This is a genomic window from Cyanobacteria bacterium FACHB-DQ100 (assembly GCA_014695195.1).
Classification (GTDB): domain Bacteria; phylum Cyanobacteriota; class Cyanobacteriia; order Leptolyngbyales; family Leptolyngbyaceae; genus Leptolyngbya.
This window is the reverse complement of record JACJNW010000028.1, coordinates 1,052,271-1,069,993: the sequence shown is the minus strand read 5'-3', so window position 1 is coordinate 1,069,993 and position 17,723 is coordinate 1,052,271. Positions and strand designations below refer to the sequence as shown.

The 17,723-nt window shown below is 49.4% G+C and carries 12 protein-coding genes; 2 read left to right on the top strand and 10 right to left on the bottom strand.

Going from position 1 to position 17,723, the window contains the following annotated elements; genetic code table 11:
• Positions 1-61: 61 nt before the first annotated feature.
• The 4 genes from ndhD1 to H6F51_16155 form a co-directional block, all read right to left on the bottom strand.
• Positions 62-1,633, bottom strand: a complete 1,572-nt coding sequence (gene ndhD1 / locus H6F51_16170) for a photosynthetic/respiratory NAD(P)H-quinone oxidoreductase subunit D1 (protein ID MBD1824019.1) — start codon at positions 1,631-1,633, stop codon at positions 62-64.
• Between the two features lie 152 nt (positions 1,634-1,785).
• The gene (locus tag H6F51_16165; GenBank protein MBD1824018.1) at positions 1,786-3,864 is read right to left on the bottom strand and encodes an NAD(P)H-quinone oxidoreductase subunit 5; all 2,079 of its coding nucleotides are present in this window, start codon (positions 3,862-3,864) and stop codon (positions 1,786-1,788) included.
• Between the two features lie 833 nt (positions 3,865-4,697).
• On the bottom strand, positions 4,698-5,495 hold the full coding sequence (locus tag H6F51_16160; protein MBD1824017.1) for a glutathione S-transferase family protein: 798 nt from the start codon (positions 5,493-5,495) through the stop codon (positions 4,698-4,700).
• A gap of 89 nt (positions 5,496-5,584) precedes the next feature.
• Positions 5,585-6,340, bottom strand: coding sequence for an amino acid ABC transporter ATP-binding protein (locus H6F51_16155; GenBank protein MBD1824016.1), 756 nt, complete (start codon positions 6,338-6,340; stop codon positions 5,585-5,587).
• 98 nt (positions 6,341-6,438) lie between these two features.
• On the opposite strand from H6F51_16155, the gene H6F51_16150 reads away from it, so the two are divergent.
• Both H6F51_16150 and H6F51_16145 read left to right on the top strand, forming a co-directional pair.
• A complete protein-coding gene (locus H6F51_16150) occupies positions 6,439-7,959 on the top strand; it encodes an ABC transporter permease subunit (GenBank protein MBD1824015.1) in 1,521 nt (506 codons plus the stop codon).
• Positions 7,960-8,014: 55 nt separating this feature from the next.
• Complete coding sequence (locus H6F51_16145; GenBank protein ID MBD1824014.1) at positions 8,015-9,820, top strand: proline--tRNA ligase; 1,806 nt, start codon at positions 8,015-8,017, stop codon at positions 9,818-9,820.
• 352 nt (positions 9,821-10,172) lie between these two features.
• On the opposite strand, the gene H6F51_16140 is transcribed toward H6F51_16145, so the two are convergent.
• From H6F51_16140 to H6F51_16115, 6 genes are all read right to left on the bottom strand, one after another.
• Complete coding sequence (locus H6F51_16140; protein ID MBD1824013.1) at positions 10,173-10,793, bottom strand: superoxide dismutase; 621 nt, start codon at positions 10,791-10,793, stop codon at positions 10,173-10,175.
• 259 nt (positions 10,794-11,052) lie between these two features.
• On the bottom strand, positions 11,053-12,255 hold the full coding sequence (locus tag H6F51_16135) for an amidohydrolase (protein ID MBD1824012.1): 1,203 nt from the start codon (positions 12,253-12,255) through the stop codon (positions 11,053-11,055).
• Between the two features lie 181 nt (positions 12,256-12,436).
• Positions 12,437-12,823 (bottom strand): phosphomannose isomerase type II C-terminal cupin domain, encoded by a 387-nt coding sequence (locus H6F51_16130; GenBank protein MBD1824011.1) that lies wholly within the window; start codon positions 12,821-12,823, stop codon positions 12,437-12,439.
• Between the two features lie 64 nt (positions 12,824-12,887).
• A complete protein-coding gene (locus H6F51_16125; GenBank protein MBD1824010.1) occupies positions 12,888-14,378 on the bottom strand; it encodes an MBOAT family protein in 1,491 nt (496 codons plus the stop codon).
• Between the two features lie 356 nt (positions 14,379-14,734).
• Positions 14,735-17,041 carry a VCBS repeat-containing protein gene (locus H6F51_16120; protein ID MBD1824009.1) on the bottom strand — a complete coding sequence of 769 codons (2,307 nt, stop codon included), beginning with the start codon at positions 17,039-17,041 and terminating at the stop codon, positions 14,735-14,737.
• Positions 17,042-17,336: 295 nt separating this feature from the next.
• Entirely contained in the window at positions 17,337-17,684 is a 348-nt protein-coding gene (locus tag H6F51_16115; GenBank protein ID MBD1824008.1) for a DUF4870 domain-containing protein, read from the bottom strand.
• Positions 17,685-17,723: the final 39 nt, after the last annotated feature.

Genomic DNA, 17,723 nt, shown 5'->3' with positions numbered 1-17,723 from the left:
TGTGAGTACAAAAAATCCGACCTCTTTCAAGAAGTCGGATTTTTGAGTGAATCAAGATGAGTTATCGAAGCGCAGGAGCAGTCGTGGCTTGAGCCGCGATCGTATCTGCCTTACGATTTGCCAACGTCGGCACCTCATCACGTAAACGCGCCGTCAATTGCAGCGTTTTCGAGTCATAGATCTGCGTCAGCATCTTTGGATAGAACCCGATGCCAATGATCGGAACCAGCAACGAAGCAATAATGAAGACTTCGCGGGGTTCTGCATCAATCAGAACTTCGTGCGAGGTCAGTTCCTTGTTCTCTGGCCCGTAGAAGATCTCACGCAGCATCGAGAGCAGATAGATCGGAGTCAGAATTACACCAATTGCTGCCAAACCGACCACAATCACCCGGAAGGGCAAGCTATAAGCGTCACTGGTCGCAAATCCGACGAAGACCATCAGTTCTGCCACAAATCCGCTCATTCCAGGGAGCGCCAACGATGCCAACGAGCAAGCAGTAAACATCGAGAAGATTTTCGGCATCTGCTTACCGACACCGCCCATTTCATCGAGCATTAGGGTGTGAGTCCGATCGTAAGTCGCACCCACCAGGAAGAACAGACTCGCTCCGATCAAACCATGCGACACCATTTGCAGCACCGCACCACTCAAACCAAGATCGGTAAACGATGCGATCCCGATCAGCACAAAGCCCATGTGCGAAATCGAAGAGTAAGCGATCTTGCGTTTGAGGTTGCGCTGAGCGAATGAGGTCAACGCTGCGTAAATGATGTTGACGACACCGAGGATGACCAGCGCCGGGGCAACGATCGCATGAGCCGCAGGCAGCATTTCCGCGTTCATGCGAATCAGCGCATATCCGCCCATCTTTAAGAGAATTCCAGCCAGCAACATATGCACCGGAGCTGTTGCTTCACCGTGAGCATCGGGCAACCAGGTATGTAACGGAATAATCGGCAGCTTCACGGCATACGCGATCAAGAACGCCGCATAAATCCACAACTGAAACGTCAGCGGGAACTGCCTGTGCGCCAAGGTTTGCATATCAAAGGTGGGGCTATCCCCATAGAATGCCATTGCCAAAGCAGCAACTAAGATAAACAGCGAACCGCCTGCCGTGTAGAGAATGAACTTCGTCGCGGCATACAGCCGTTTTTTTCCGCCCCAAATCGAAAGCAGAAAGTAGATTGGAACGAGTTCAAGTTCCCATGATAGGAAGAATAACAGCATATCCTGGACGGCAAAGACGGCGATCTGCCCGCCATACATCACCAGCATCAGGAAGTAGAACAGGCGAGGCTTGAAGGTAACGGGCCAAGCCGCCAGAATTGCCAGCGTTGTAATAAACCCAGTCAGAATAATCAACGGCATCGACAGACCATCGGCTCCGACTGACCAATTCAGGTCGATTTGAGGAACCCAGGCATAACGCTCCACCAACTGCATTTCTGGGTTGGAGAAATCGTACTGGGTGTAGAAGGTGTAAACGATTAGCAGAAAATCAATCAGACCGACAACGAGGGAGTACCAGCGGACGGTTTTTCCGTCTTTGTCGGGCAGGAAGGGGATTGCAAGGGAAGCCACGATCGGAAACAAAATGATCGTAGTCAACCAGGGAAAGTTCTCAATCATTACTGTTAAGTTTTGTTTATACTGCGGTGAAGATAACACGCGGGGAGTAATAGGACGATCCTAGACGGTTCTTATTGAAAATAAGAAATCGTAACAGAGTCTTCAGATGAAAGGGTGAGGTCGCCCCCACCCTGAGAAGGATGATTGAATCAGGTCACACCGGAGAAGACCACCAATCCTAGAACCGCCACGAAAATGATCAGCGCGTAGAATTGAGCGCGACCGTTTTCAAAGTATTTCAGTCCTTCGCCTGTCAGCAACGTGACTAAACCTGCAAGGTTCACCACACCATCGACGACTTTGGAATCGACTTCCAGGACTTGACGCGCCAGACGACGGCTCCCTTGAACAAAGACTTCGTTGTAAATTTCATCGAAGTACCATTTGTTTTTCGAGAGGCGATAGAGAGCAGGGATCTTTTCGGCGATCGCACTTGAATCGATCTTGCCTCGGAGGTAGATCAGCGAGGCTAACGTAATTCCAATCAGCGCGATCCCGACGGAGTTTCCACCCATAATCAGGAACTCCGTCAGGCTTTCTTCGCCTGCTTCCGCCGCCACTTGAACCGCTTCACTCGGAGCGTGGATAAAGTGTTCAAAGTAGTTGGCAAACGGCGTTCCGACTAAGCCAATCAGCACCGACGGAACCGCGAGAATCATCAACGGTAACGTCATCGTGATCGGCGATTCGTGCGGTTCGTGGCTGTGATGTTCGTCGTTGCCAGGATCAACTTCTTCGCCTGGAGCTTCCATCGTCAGTTCACGCGGATCCATTGCCCCTGGCCCAAATGCTAATCCTGCCATTTGAAGCTGTTCGTTTTTGAGCGTTTGCTTCATAGCGGCATTTGTGCCCCGGAACTCGCCTTCAAACGTGCTGAAGTACATCCGGAACATATAAAAAGCAGTGATCCCGGCAGTTCCCCAAGCGATCGCCCACATGATCGGATTTACGGCAAACGTCGAGCCAAGGATTTCATCTTTAGACCAGAAGCCAGCAAACGGCGGAATTCCACAAATCGCCAATGTTCCAATCAAGAAGGTAGTCGCGGTGACGGGCATATATTTCCGCAAACCGCCCATCATTCTCATGTCTTGGGCATACACCGGATCATGTCCGACAACCGCTTCCATGCCATGAATCACCGATCCCGATCCCAAAAACAGCATCGCCTTAAAGTAAGCATGGGTCATCAGGTGAAATAGTCCCGCGCTATAGGCTCCAACGCCCATTGCCATCACCATGTAGCCCAACTGCGACATTGTGGAATACGCCAAGCCCTTCTTGATGTCGTTCTGGGTAATCGCGATCGACGCGCCCAAAAATGCCGTAAAACAACCCGTCCAAGCGATCGTATTCATCACCGCCGGAATGCCCTCGAACACCGGGAACATTCGCGCAATCAGGAATACTCCTGCTGCCACCATCGTTGCTGCGTGAATCAGGGCTGAAATCGGAGTCGGGCCTTCCATCGCATCCGGTAACCAGACGTGCAGCGGAAACTGTGCCGACTTCGCCACAGGACCTAGGAAGATCAAAATCGCAAACAATGCGGCAACGAAACCGCTCAGCGATCCGGTTGCGACCATGTCCTGGAGTCGTGCCCCAGCTTCATTAAACTCGAAGCTGCGGGTAGACCAGTACAGACCCAAAATCCCAAGCAGCAAGCCAAAGTCACCGACTCGGTTGGTGACAAACGCTTTCTGACAAGCATCTGCCGCCGCCTTGCGGTAAAACCAAAAGCCGATCAGCAGATATGAACACATCCCCACCAATTCCCAGAAGATGTAGACCTGTACCAGATTCGGACTGATAACCAAGCCCAACATCGAGGAACTGAATAGGCTCAAATAAGCATAAAAACGTACATAGCCTGGATCGTGCGCCATGTAGCCATCGGTATAGATCATCACCAGAAAAGCTACAGTGGTCACGATCACGAGCATCAGCGAGGACAGGGGATCGATGACGTATCCCATCGACAGATGGAAGTCTCCGGCTGCTGCCCACTCGATCGATTGTGTATAAGGTTCGTGTCCTTGATACTGGCTCCAGAATAGAGCAAACGCATAGGTCATCGCCGCGCCAATCAAGGACACGATGAAGATAGAGTTCGCTTTTCTGAGCTTGTTGACATCCTTGTTAAAGGTGATCAGCCCTAAACCCACAAGCATCGCCCCTGCCAATGGCAGAACGGGAATGAGCCAGGCGTACTGATATATCGGTTCCATCACTCGCGCCTAAAGTTAAGAGTTCTTTACATTACCAGAGTAGTCAATTTCGGCATCTCTGAGTCATTCTGGATTCAAAGTCGTTGACTTTAAATGACGTTATGAGTCTCTATGATCCAGGATTTCCAATTTGTTTATAGACAACATCTGCATTAAGTGGGGAAAAAGAGGCAGGTTCTCTTAACAATTTGGCACAAAATCGAGCGAATCAGTCTAGAGAGCGAATTGTAAGCCAGCGATGAGGCGATCGCGATCATTCAGTCAATCGAACAATTAATCGAAGTGACTAATTCAAAATCTGGTTGCAAAAGCGGCGATCGGATATGGTTTAAATGCAGCGACGACAGACGAAGATTTTTCCAGTCTGCTCGAAACCTTTCACCTGCTGAGTTCACCCGCAAATCACCCGCAAATACTGTTGCCTCTGGCTCACACGAAGTATGATTGTTTGACCAAAGCTTTGGAGCGTTCAAAGTCAAACGAAACACCTGTACAATTCGTGAAGGATTTTAGATCGGCGATAGGGCTTGTTGAAGAAATGGAAAAAATTGCCTGACTCTTAAAAGCCCCCAGAGTCAGGCAGTCTACCTGTAAGGACGCTTTTAGCCGGATAGACTAAACAAGCTTAGTTGCCCCCTAGTTGCTTAGCGTCTCCGATCGCGTTCCTCAGATTTAAGCCCATTGTCGATCATCCGAAGAGGGAATCCCCTCACAGAAAGTACCGAATTTTAGTCTAAATTAACAGTAGACTGCGGTGATGAACCCGTGTTTTCTCCCTGCACAGTCAGGCAAAATCGATCTAGGCAACCTAAGAAGCCTGACGAGCAATCGCTCTACTCGATATTAATTGAGGTTGGAGCTGAGCCACCTGGGGATGTATAGCTACTGACAGAAACTTTGCGGAAATCAGTGTAGAGCTTGTCGCGCCAGTTGAAGAATGGATCGAAAATGCTAACGTCGGCAATGCCCGCAACACCTTTACCCTTAAGCGATGCTGGAATATCTAGATAGCCCCCGATCGGAAATTTGGCGTACATTGATAATCCAGCAACTGCAAAGTCTGCCAAAGTTGGACTGTCTCCGACTAAATAAGGTTGCTCCATTAGGATGAGGGAAAGGGCGGTGAAGCTGCGTTTTAGTGCGTCTGTTGCTTCTTTCACAGCATCAGGCCCCATGCCAACACCCGATCCGAGTACACCGAGAAATTCACCTGGAATTGCGCCGACTAAGTTCTTCAATAAATCTGGTGTTGAAGCGGGTAGAACAGCGGTGCGGAAGCTTTGATTTTGTGAAAGTGAACCGATCAAACCTTTACGCGCATTGATCGCCAGTGATTCGTCTGCCCATTGTTCTATCAGTAAGACTTGTCCTTTTTGCTTCGGATCGGTTGGGATAGTTGGCTTTTCGGGATATTTTCGATCGAGATATTCCGCGATCGCTGTGGAATCTGGAATAATCTCGCTGCCGTCTTTGAGTACGGGAACTTTGCGCTGTCCTGACAGTTGAAAGAGTTCAATTTGTCCGATTCCCGGTGTCACTTCTATTTTGCGATAAGGCAAGCCTTTATAGTCAAGAATCAATCGCACCTTTTCTGCAAAATGCGACATTTCAAATTGATATAGCTCTAGCATAATGATTTCCTCAGAAAATTGCGCGACCACTCCCTAACATAAAACTAAACTCTCAGAAGATCATCTAATTCGTGTAGGGATATCCGTCTTCATGCGATTTGAGCCTGGCGCATTCGGCTTAAGAAAGCGGTTAAACGATCGCTTTGCGGATTAGTCAAGACTTCTCGCGCTGATCCTTCTTCCATCACGCGACCTTGGTCGAGGAACATCACTCGACTTGCCACCTCTCGCGCAAACTGAATTTCATGCGTGACCACGACCATCGTCATTCCGCGTTCTGCAAGTCGGTGCATAACGGATAGAACTTCGCCGACTAATTCGGGGTCAAGGGCGCTGGTCGGTTCATCAAACAGCATGGCTTGAGGTTCCATACAAAGGCTACGGGCGATCGCAACGCGCTGCCGTTGTCCACCGGAAAGCTGTTCGGGGTAAACATCGATTTTGTCGCTGAGTCCGACTTCTTGGAGATAATATCGCGCCCGATCGATGCTGTCTCGACGCGATAGTTTCAGGACTTGCTGTGGCGCTAGAGTGAGATTTTCTAAAACGCTGAGGTGTGGAAAGAGGTTGAATTGCTGAAATACCATGCCGATGCGCGATCGAACTTGTTTTAATTCATGGTTTGAGAGGTTCGATCGCGAGATTTCTAGCTCATTGATCACAATTCGTCCCCGATCAATGACTTCTAATCGATTTAAACAGCGTAGTAAGGTGCTTTTTCCGCAGCCCGACGACCCGATAATGGATAGCACTTCGCCCGCAGCAACATAGCCACTAATACCTTTTAGCACTTGCAGCGCACCGAAGCTCTTTTCAACCTGGTCGAACTGAATCGCGTGTGTCATAAGACGTAGAGTATCCGCGTTTTGCGATCGATACATATCTCTTTAGACAGAGTTAGATCGATTCAAACTGATTGATTAATAAAAGATCATTCAAAGTAATGTTTATGCTGAGAGCGCGATCGATTTGGCTGGCTTTGATTTGTACATTGCTTGTGGTTTTGCATCCAGTTCGCACACTGAGTCAATCGACGTTAACGGTTGCCGTTGAGCCTGTTTACGCGCCGTTTGAATTTCGCAGCCAGTCGGGAGAACTACAGGGATTTGATATTGATATCATTCGGGCGGTGGGGAAAGCTGCCGGATTTGGGGTGAACTTTCAAAGCATCTCGTTTGATGGCATTATTCCAGCTTTGCAAGCGGGAACTGTCGATGCAGCAGTCGGAGCGATCACGATTACGCCTGCACGATCGCAGGTTGTTTCTTTTTCTCGTCCTTATTTCAAGGCAGGTTTAGGGATTGCCACTCGCACCAATACGCCGAATATTAATACGCTTGAAGACCTGCAAGGTAAATCGATCGCGGTTCAAATCGGAACGACAGGTGCTCTCGCCGCCCAGAAGGTTCCGAATGCTCAGATTCGGACATTTAATGAAGCTGTGTCGGCACTGCAAGAACTGAGCAATGGCAATGTGGTTGCAGTGGTTCACGATGCCCCGATTTTGCAATATGCACTTAAAACTGGGAGCTTAAAGAATCTGCGAGTTAGCAATCAGCTTTTAACTTCTGAGTATTACGGTATTCCAACTCCAAAAGATTCGCCGAATTTAGCCCGGATCAATCAAGGGCTGGGAACGATTCTGAACAATGGAGCCTATGCTGAGATTTATCGAAAATGGTTTAATGCTGAACCGCCAGCGTTGCCTGAGACGATTGCGACTGGGGAACAACAAGCGCGATCGAACTGGCTCACCGTGATGCAAAATGCGCTGCCAGCCTTACTTACGGGAGCGATTGTCACGATTCAATTGGCTGCGATTTCAGTGGTGATCGGCTTAGTGGCAGGATCGCTGATTGGAATTGTTCGATTGTCTAAAGTTAGTGTGCTGCGATGGTTAGCAAGGGCTTACATTGATTTTTTCCGGGGAACACCGCTGATTGTTCAGATTTTCATGATTTATTTTGGTATTCCTGCGGTGGTCAAAGATCTCGGACTGGAATTTACGTTCGATCGCTTTGTTGCTGCGGTGGTCGCTTTGAGTCTGAACAGTGCGGCTTACATTGCTGAGATTGTGCGGGCGGGAATTGCGTCGATCGACGTTGGACAAACCGAAGCGGCGGAATCGCTCGGTTTAGATGCGACCCAAACTTTGCGACATATTATCTTTCCGCAAGCGTTTCGCCGGATGCTGCCGCCGTTGGGGAATGAGTTCATTACTTTGCTGAAAGATACCAGTTTGGTCGCAGTCATCGGATTTGAAGAACTATTCCGACGCGGGCAATTGATTGTGGCTGAGAACTATCGACCGTTTGAACTGTATGCGATCGTTGCGCTGATCTATCTTGCATTAACGCTACTTTCGTCTCAGGGCTTTAGCTATTTAGAACGGCGCATGAATCCGACTCAGCAACGGCGGACGGTGAAAAAACGCGATCAAGCGCTCGATCGTGCTTCAGTCTAATTCGCCAATGCCCTTTAGAATAGAGTGTGGTTTTTTGAAACGAAGGGCACGATTGATGCGGCTATCTCAGATGCTACTGGTCACTTTGCGGGAAGATCCAGCAGAGGCAGAAATTCCCAGCCATAAGCTTTTGGTGCGAGCGGGTTATATTCGGCGGATTGGTAGCGGGATTTATGCGTATATGCCGCTAATGTGGCGGGTGCTGCAAAAAATTTCTCACATTGTGCGCGAGGAAATGAATGCAGCAGGCGCACAAGAAACCTTATTGCCGCAGTTGCAGCCTTCGGAATTGTGGAAAGAGTCGGGGCGCTGGGATACTTATACGAAAGCGGAAGGAATTATGTTTGCGCTGGTTGATCGTCAGGAACGCGAACTGGGTTTAGGCCCCACGCATGAGGAAGTAATTACGACGATCGCTCGCGATATGATTCGCTCTTATCGTCAACTGCCGCAAAATCTTTATCAGATTCAAACGAAATTCCGCGATGAAATTCGTCCTCGATTCGGTTTAATGCGGGGGCGAGAATTCATCATGAAAGATGCGTATTCGTTTGATGCTGATGAAGAAGGGCTGAAGAAAACCTATCAAAAAATGCACGATGCCTACTGCAATATTCTTCGCAGAACAGGCTTAGAATTTCGTGCGGTCGATGCAGACTCAGGCGCGATCGGTGGCTCTGGTTCGCAAGAATTTATGGTGTTAGCAGAAGCAGGAGAAGACGAAGTTCTCTACACTGATGATGGCAAATACGCGGCAAACGTAGAGAAAGCGATCGCCCTTCCCCCCGATGCGGAAGCTTCACCGTTTACAAACTACGAGAAATTAGAAACACCGGGAACGGCAACGATCGAGAAGCTTTGCCAATTCTTGAAGTGTTCTCCGACTAATGTGGTTAAAAATGTTCTCTATCAAGCTGTATTCGATAGCGGCATGACGGCATTAGTATTAGTTCACATCCGAGGTGATCAAGATGTGAATGATGTGAAATTGCAGAATGAACTGACAAAGATCGCCGATCGTTTCGGTGGAAAAACGATCATTTCGCTCACGGTTCCTGATGCGGAAACTCAGCAAAAGTGGGCCGCAAAATCGCTACCGCTTGGCTATATTTCTCCTAAGATTTCTGATAGCTATATTCAACCGAGCAAAGATATTGCACCGAAGTTTGTTCGATTCATTGATCAAACTGCCGTCGATTTAGAGAACTTTGTTACAGGGTCAGATGACTCTGACTATCACGTAGTCGGTGCCAACTGGGGCAAAGAATTTCAGAAACCGGATCGGGTCGTGGATGTGCGAAAAGCGAAAGTCGGCGATCGTGCCGCTCACGATCCAACCCAAACGCTAAAAACTGCACGCGGAATCGAGATCGGGCACATCTTTCAGCTTGGAACCAAGTATTCTAAAGCGATGAATGCAACCTATACAAATGAGCAGGGCGAAGAAATGCCCCTGGTCATGGGTTGCTATGGAATTGGTGTCTCGCGATTGGCTCAGGCTGCGATTGAGCAGTCTTACGACAAGGATGGAATTATTTTACCCGTTGCGATCGCGCCTTATCATGCGATCGTGGTGATTCCGAATGTGAACGACGCGGATCAAGTCAGCGCAGCAGAAAAGCTGTATACCGAGTTAAATCAAGCAGGCGTTGAAACCTTGCTCGACGATCGCAATGAAAGAGCAGGAGTCAAATTCAAAGATGCGGAGTTAATTGGAATTCCTTACCGGATTGTGACAGGTAAATCTTTGAAAGATGGCAAAGTTGAACTGGTGGCACGATCGACCAAAGCAGTACAAGAGGTTGCGATCGGTGATGTGGTTTCGACCTTAAAGGAGGCGATCGCAAACGCAATGCGATAGAAGGCAACTTTAGGCGATGTGCAACTTTCAGATCAGCATAGGAAAGCCCCATTCTTAAGCTTTCGATCGAAACCAAACGACAAAAGCAGGTGAGACGTTATTCTATCGAGGAGTTCGTCATCGCAGTCTATTGTTGCGTGGACGATGGATGTGTCGCAGGTCAGCGATCTCGCCTGACCAAAAATGGGTCACTGTACAATAAAAACCGACAGCTTCCTGAGAAACCTGTCGGTCAGTCGTGTGTTCCCTGTTGATGACTCGGCTAAAGTTGAGTCTTCTACAGTATGTCTGCGGTCAATCATACCTTGAGTGATTAGGATCATACAAGGCAGTAATCCTAATCACAGGCAGCTTATCGACCGCTAAAGGCTGCATCAAATCGGCGGTTGATCTCTTCCCAGTTCAATACATTCCACCAAGCGTTGAGGTATTCGGGACGACGGTTCTGATATTTCAGATAGTAAGCGTGTTCCCAGACATCATTACCCAGAATCGGGGTATGTCCCTCAGTCAGTGGGCTATCTTGGTTCGGTGTGGAAATAATTTTGAGATCGCCTTGAGCCGATCGAACTAACCAAACCCAACCGCTACCAAATCGCTTCACGCCCGCATCATTAAACTGCTGCTTGAAGGCATCAAAGCTACCAAACGTATTATTAATTGCCTCGGCGATCGCACCTGTCGGCTCACCTCGACCATTCGACCCCATAATTTCCCAGAACATCGTGTGATTGACGTGCCCCCCGGCATTGTTGCGAACCGCAGTCCGCACATCTTCAGGAACTTGGTTTAGATCAGTCACGAGTTCGTCAACCGACTTGCTTTGCAGATCGCTGTATTTCTCGATCGCAGCGTTCAAGTTATTCACGTAAGCAGCATGGTGCTTGTCGTGGTGAATCTGCATCGTAGTGGCATCAATGTAAGGCTCTAGAGCGTCGTAAGCATAAGGGAGCGGTTGCAATTCAAAAGCCATGTGAAAGTTCTCCAGAATGAGTTGTGAGGAAACTTGTCTAGCTGGTGTGTCGTCTCAGCTTCAATATTCAAATCATAGTCATTCTGAGTTTAGGTTGCATTAGAGAATCCGTATAATTTGAGCGGGTTAACCGTACAAAAAAGCGCTTGAATCCTCGCTTTTCTTTTATTACGAAGATTAATATTATTGAGCCTTATTCTCAATAAAAGGAATACAATAAAAAAGGGGCTCCCTGCCCCTCTCGCGAAATCTTCAAGTTTCAACCCTGCTCTACATACCTGACAAAGATTTCAACACCCATTCCCAAGACCGTCTCATCAAAATCAAATCGCGGGTGATGATGTGGATAATCTAGTCCAATTTTTGAATTGGCAGAACCTAGGAAAAAATAACAGCCTGGAACTTCCTGCAAAAAGAATGACATATCCTCGCCGCCCATCGTCTGACAGTTTGGCACAACGCCGATCGGCGACTCGACTACAGTTTCAGCCACCGATCGCACCCTGTCCGCAACTGCACCATCATTGATCACGGGCGGATACAGCGGCTGATAATTCAATTCGTAAGTCGCTCCATGCGCCTGACAAATACCCGCTACAATCTGCTCAATCCGCTGCTTAAAGTAGCCTGCATAGTTCGGATTGAAATAGCGCACAGTTCCTTTAAGGTGGGCTGAGGCGGCAATCACATTACAAGCATTTCCGGCGTGAAAGGCACCCACCGTGACAACCGCAGACTCGATCGGATCAATATTTCGCGCCACGATCGTTTGCAGCGCATTTACCACTTGCGCCCCGACGACGATCGAATCGATCGTTTGCTGCGGAATTGCGCCGTGTCCACCTTTACCCAGAATAATCACCTCAAACGTCTCAACGGCTGCCATTAATGCGCCTGTCCGAACGCCAACCGTTCCGAGCGGTAAATTATTCCACAAATGCAATCCAATAATCGAATCAACCGTTGGATTTTTGAGAACGCCTGCCTCGATCATCGGTTTTGCCCCACCTGGCCCTTCTTCCGCAGGCTGAAAAATGAACTTAACGGTACCCGGAAAATCGCGATGCTGGGACAAGTAATAAGCAGTTCCAAGCGCGATCGTCACATGCCCATCATGTCCGCAAGCGTGCATCACGCCGTCATGCTGTGATTTATACGAAACCTCATTCTGCTCCTGAATCGGTAGCGCATCCATGTCGGCGCGAATCGCTAACACGCGACCGGGGCGATTTCCCGCGATCGTTGCGACAATTCCCGTTCTTGCAATTCCGGTTTGGTGGGGAATCCCCCACTGCTTGAGTTTTTCGGTGATAAACTCGGCGGTTAACTCTTCTCGAAAACCGAGTTCTGGACGCTGGTGTAATTGTCTGCGCCAAGTGACCAGTTGGGCTTGGAGCGATCGGATCTCAAGTCGAATCTGAGAGAGATCAACCGAAGGTGAACTCAGAAAAGTAGAAACCATAGGTAGTAGACCGTTGTGTAAGGAGCGACGATATGAAGATAGTCATTCTAATTTAGCCATTCCAAAGACATTATTTTATTTTGTCGGATTGGCGATCGAAAAAACTAGGTGCCGCTTCAGTGCCACCCGCTCTACAAGCATATTCGACGAATCAACCGAGCAACTCAATTGCTTAGGCGCATCAAACGTTCGAGTCTTTTTCAAATCGAACAATGTCATCCTCACCCAGATATTCACCGTTCTGCACTTCGATCATCACGAGCGGAATCACACCTGGATTTTCCACTCGATGCGGCGTTCCCATCGGTACGTAGGTGGATTGCTTCTGCATCACCATTTTCTCTTCGCCGTTGCAGATTACTTTTGCCGTTCCAGAAACCACGATCCAATGTTCGCTGCGGTGATAGTGCATTTGAGTGCTGATGTGCGCTCCCGGCTTGATCTCAATTCGGTTGATCCGATAGCGCTTCGCATCTTCTAAAAGCGTCACCGTTCCCCAATGCCGAATTTCCGTTACGTCCTCAGCAGCGCGATCGCTCACTGTGTCTTCAGAGCGTTGGTTCTTCATAGAAAATAGAAATGTCTAGGTACTCCACTGTCTAAATCATGCAGCAAAAAACAGCATTATCCGCCTAAAAGTCGAAGTAAATGTATCGGCTTCCTGCCTCTGGGGCAAGCTGCCAAACGATGTAGAAGTAGATCGGAATTAGCAGCAATTTCAGATGCCAAGTCAGATTTAGCTTTAATCCCCGCTGCAAGGTATAAGTCAGCAGCATTACCAGCGCGATCGCCGCAAACAGAATGGCAATTTGCAGTGGATACAGTCCGACTGCTTCCCCGTAAACCTTCTGGGCATACTGCACGTCGGCAGTGTAGCCCCATAAGCGCTGCAACACTTGCCAAGCTGAATCGACATTCGGCAGGCGGAAGAACACCCAGGACACAAACACCAATCCTTGTGTCAGTGCCCATCCCACCAGTACACCAGGCAAACTTGACCAGAACACCTCGATCCAGGTGAACTGTTTAGCGATCGTGTGATTAATCCGATGAATCGCGAGCCCTAAGCCGTGAATTCCACCCCAAGCGATGAATCCCCAGGCTGCTCCGTGCCAGATTCCCGCAATCAGCATGATCAGAATCAAATTCAGACAAGTCCGCATCAATCCCTGACGCGATCCACCCAGCGGGAAATAAAGATAGTTTCGCAGCCAATCGCCCAGCGTCATGTGCCAACGCCGCCAAAAGTCAGCCAAACTTGTGGTTAGGTAAGGAAAATTGAAGTTCTCCGGTAGCTCAATCCCCAACAGCAACGCACTCCCCCGCGCTACATCGACATACCCGCTGAAATCGAGGTAAAGCTGAAAGCCATAGGCGACGATCGCGATCCACAAATCTGTACTCCCGGCTCTTTGGATGTTGTCAAAACTGAGGTTGACTAACCCATTCAGGCGATCGGCAACCAACCCCTTTTTAATCGCACCGCAGGCAATGAGCCAGAGTCCTTCGGTGATTTGGGGCATTTTTGGCGCTGCGATCGCGCTGAACTGAGCTGCGAATGGGTGGTAGCGCGTAATCGGGCCTGAGATTAATTTCGCAAAGAATAGTTTGTACGCTGCAAAATCGAGAAATCCTTTTGCCGCAGGCGCACCGCGATAAACATCCACCAGGTAAGCAATACACTCAAAACAAAAAAAGCTAATTCCCAGCGGCGCGATCAAATGCACATCTGCCCAATTTGCGTTCTGCTGGAGGTTTGGAAGGTTAAACGTCGTACCGATCGTCGAAAAAATAAACGGCACATACTTAAATCCAAGCAGCAACAGTACGTTGAGAAAGATGCCGCCACACAATACCCGCAGTCGCCGCCGACTCCAATCTGCCTGAGCAAACTGCCAATCTTCGATTCTCCAATCAAGCGGCACAGACATCGCCCGCCCTAACCAGTAGTTAACCCCTGTCGCCACCAGCAACAGCGGAATATACTGCGCTTGCAGCGACGCATAAAAGACCAAACTGGTGAGAAACAGCAGCCACGATCGTAGCCACGTCGATCGTGCCGACCAAAACACTCCGATCACACACAGCAGAAAAACGGCGTACAGCGGGGAAAGAAATTGCATAGCGCCCGAAAACTCGATTCGCGTCTAGTGTACTGGTAAAGTTCCAGGTCAGTACAATTTGCCAAAAAAAAGCAGCCCGAAAGCTGCGATCTCAGATATCAAGAATGGTCTAAATAAAGACATCAGCGCTGCTAAAAGCGCGATCGTCACGTCAATAAAATGATGAATCTTCAGGACTCCAGCCCACACTGGCGATTTCTAGTGTGCGTTCTCTTGAAGCAATTCCCCGTGCAGAATGGACACTCTAATAACCGTCCCAGATTCCCTGCCTGATCCGGGTTTTGCCTAGCCATAATAAACCTAGCGTTTAACTGTCCCTTGCCCTGCTGCTCATTCGAGTGCAGGGCAGTTTTGTTTTAAGCCGCAATCTGGTCGGTTAATTTCGGTGCAATCAATTCTGTCCGGGCTGCGGCAAGACAACGACCGCAACCACATTTATAAGCGGCAAGTCGAGCAGAGGGTTTTTGAGAAGTAGATTGAGTTCCAGGGGTAGAAGCGGTGATTGCGGCGTTTACGGGTGGTGAATAGGGTTGGACTGCGCCAAAATTCACGTTCCAGCCCAAATCCCGCAGCGATCCGAGCGTCAAACTGCTTAATGGCATTAATGTACCAGCGACTTCAGCGAATGGGGTCATCAGTTCGGTATCAAATCGCGTCTCATCCCAGTGGTAGAAGATTTGCGGCTCGATCGGAATTGCGGTCGGCGTAAAGCTGCCAATCAGGTCGCCGTAAGCCCGTCCTGCGTAGCTGTCTGCACGATAGGTAGCGGTGGCGCGATCGATCCAGTCTTTTCCAGCGGTTTCGGTTGAGCCATCCGTAAACGAGAAGCGTAACGGTTGCCAAATCGTGCCGAGGCCGAGAACATGCGCGAATTCATGAATCATGATGTCACGCAGATAGAGCGGATTGGCGTTAAATTCGGCGAGTCTGCGTGTGTTTAAGGTGCTGCTGCCACGAGTGATCACAAGATTATTTGCGGCATCGAGTGTCAGCGAAGGCCCAGATAGCGCTAGTGTTCCGGCATCTGCTGTGCCGTCTTGAGCCATTAGGTTCTGTCCGATGAGCGCGATCGGCAGGATATTCGACTGAGTGATGGCGCTGCGGCTGAGAATTGCGCTTTCCCAAAACTTCGCGGCTTGATTGATCGCATCTCGCGCTGCGGAAGTGAGTCCGTTCAGAGAGTCGGCAAAATTGAGCTGAATGCGAAACTGCTGATCATCACTAGCAGCGGCGGTGAAGTTTGTAGAAACGGTAAAATCAGCGGCTTGATTGTTGTAGCTCAGCACCTGTACAAAGTAAGCGCCGGGGGCGATGAATCTGCGAATTGATTCGTCTTTTAAGCCGCGTTCCCATTGCCATGCCAGAATTTCGCCGTTGTCGATCGCGCCATTGCCATTTGCGTCTTGAATCAAACGCACGTCTGCGTCGCCTGTAAGTCCAGTCAGCCCAGCCGTGAAAATGCCAGACTGCCCGATCGTAAAGCGATAGAAATCATTGAGGTTATTTGCATCGACGCGATCGCGGCGAGAGAAGGTTGGCGCTTGGTTTTCAGCGGTGGCTAGACTGCTGTTGCTGATGGGGGCTTTGGGGGGCGAAACCGTTTGCGTGGGCGTGATGAGTGGGGAGGTCGAGCGTTCGAGCGCGGCGATCGGCTGCCAGTTTAATTCGGATTCGGTCAGGACGGTCGCAGAATTGCTGACACTGCCGTTTTGCACAAACCAGGCAAGTAGTTCTCCGGTCGAGGAATTGCGCCAGAGTAAATCGATCGTGCTGTCGCGGTTAAGATCGGTTGCGGCTAAAGCCTGCCAATCGGAACTGATTGAGTTTCCGGTTCTAATTCCCGTGCGCTGTGTGCCGTTGTATAACCAAAACTGTGTTTCACCGGTGCGATCGTTGCGCCAAAACAAGTCGGAACTGCCGTTTCCGTTGAAGTCTCCCAAGCCTGACAGCTTCCAATCTTTGCTGGGAGCCGGATTCAAGAATAGTCCCTGAGCCAGTTTTCCCTGATTGAGTAACCAGGTCGCGGTTTCTCCTGTGCTGGGATTGAACCAAACTAGATCGGGAGCGCGATCGGCATTCTGATCGGCGATGCCTTGAACCCGCCAGTCGCCTGCCCCACTGGAGCCGATAAACGCTCCAGATGCAAGCCTTGTGTTGTTGAGAAACCAAAGGGCTGCTTGTCCGTCGCGTCGATTGTGCCAAATGATATCCGTAGAGCCGTCGCTGTTGAAATCGGCTAAGCCTCCGATGTACCAACCTCCGCCTCCGGCGGTGCCAAGCGCGATCGATTGAACCGCCCCATTATTCTGTTGCCAGATTCTGACGGCTCCGGTTTGGGAGTTAAACCACAGTAAGTCTTGCTGTCCGTCGCGGTTAAAATCAGCAATGCCTGAAACTTGCCAGTTGTCATCGGTTTCGGTGGGCAAGTCTTGACGAGTGACGGGGGTAGAGCCATTCACCGACCAGATTTGCGCTGCGCCCGTTGCGGCGTTGCGAGAAAGTAGAGTTGTAACTGTAGAAGCACTGCCGGGTTGGAGCGCGGATCGAAGTCCTTGATTTTGTGGCGCGATCGAGGTCTGCAACGGTTTTTTTTCAGCAGTAGAACTTAAACCCAGCAGGGATGCCGACGAATCGACCAGATCCGGCAAAGAATTAGTACACATGGTTGCTTCTCCTACCGCTCAGGTTTTTCCGTTCGGACATATTCTCAATAAAAATAAGGCAACACCGTTGCCCAATCCCGTCATTCACTCGTTTACTCATAACTGACCAAGAGAAACCGCACTGAAGCACGATCGCTCGGAATCTCCACGACCTAACTTTTTGCGAAGTTTAACAATTAACCAAAGCAGGCTGGTAGATTCACGTACCCTTGGGAAATATTTTATTCGCAAAACTGTCTAGTTTTTAGTTTGTTCGATGAAGATTTCACGAAGCGATTACAAATAGTAGGTGAAGTTACAGTAATCGGAGGATAAATGGGTAGCGGTACGGTTGACCTGGATTATCAAGCACCTTGACGATCGCGAGAATCGGCAGTAGCCAGCTACAGATCAGCAGTCCGCCTCCGAGAATGAGCGCGATCGGGATGCCAATGACAGTGGCGAAGAAAAGACTTGCCAGAATGCCATAAGCGAACAAATTGATATGAAAGTTTAGTGCTTCGCGGGCGTTGTCTTTAATTACCCAGTCGTCGGTGATGAGCAGAATGACGATCGGGATGCCAATGGATACGATCGTGGCGCTGAAGAAAATTGAGCCGTGACAGAGTGCAGAGAGGAGTTTTTGGCGATCGGTGGTTTGCATGAGTTCAGATTCAACTTATCGCTTCTGAATCTAGCTACA

What these genes read in the sequence shown, in the direction of transcription:
- H6F51_16160 (MBD1824017.1), bottom strand. Translation starts at nt 5,495, where the DNA reads ATGCTAGAGCTATATCAATTTGAAATGTCGCATTTTGCAGAAAAGGTG.
- H6F51_16125 (MBD1824010.1), bottom strand. Translation starts at nt 14,378, where the DNA reads ATGCAATTTCTTTCCCCGCTGTACGCCGTTTTTCTGCTGTGTGTGATC.
- H6F51_16140 (MBD1824013.1), bottom strand. Translation starts at nt 10,793, where the DNA reads ATGGCTTTTGAATTGCAACCGCTCCCTTATGCTTACGACGCTCTAGAG.
- H6F51_16120 (MBD1824009.1), bottom strand. Translation starts at nt 17,041, where the DNA reads ATGTGTACTAATTCTTTGCCGGATCTGGTCGATTCGTCGGCATCCCTG.
- H6F51_16165 (MBD1824018.1), bottom strand. Translation starts at nt 3,864, where the DNA reads ATGGAACCGATATATCAGTACGCCTGGCTCATTCCCGTTCTGCCATTG.
- H6F51_16150 (MBD1824015.1), top strand. Translation starts at nt 6,439, where the DNA reads ATGTTTATGCTGAGAGCGCGATCGATTTGGCTGGCTTTGATTTGTACA.
- H6F51_16145 (MBD1824014.1), top strand. Translation starts at nt 8,015, where the DNA reads ATGCGGCTATCTCAGATGCTACTGGTCACTTTGCGGGAAGATCCAGCA.
- H6F51_16115 (MBD1824008.1), bottom strand. Translation starts at nt 17,684, where the DNA reads ATGCAAACCACCGATCGCCAAAAACTCCTCTCTGCACTCTGTCACGGC.
- H6F51_16130 (MBD1824011.1), bottom strand. Translation starts at nt 12,823, where the DNA reads ATGAAGAACCAACGCTCTGAAGACACAGTGAGCGATCGCGCTGCTGAG.
- H6F51_16155 (MBD1824016.1), bottom strand. Translation starts at nt 6,340, where the DNA reads ATGACACACGCGATTCAGTTCGACCAGGTTGAAAAGAGCTTCGGTGCG.
- H6F51_16135 (MBD1824012.1), bottom strand. Translation starts at nt 12,255, where the DNA reads ATGGTTTCTACTTTTCTGAGTTCACCTTCGGTTGATCTCTCTCAGATT.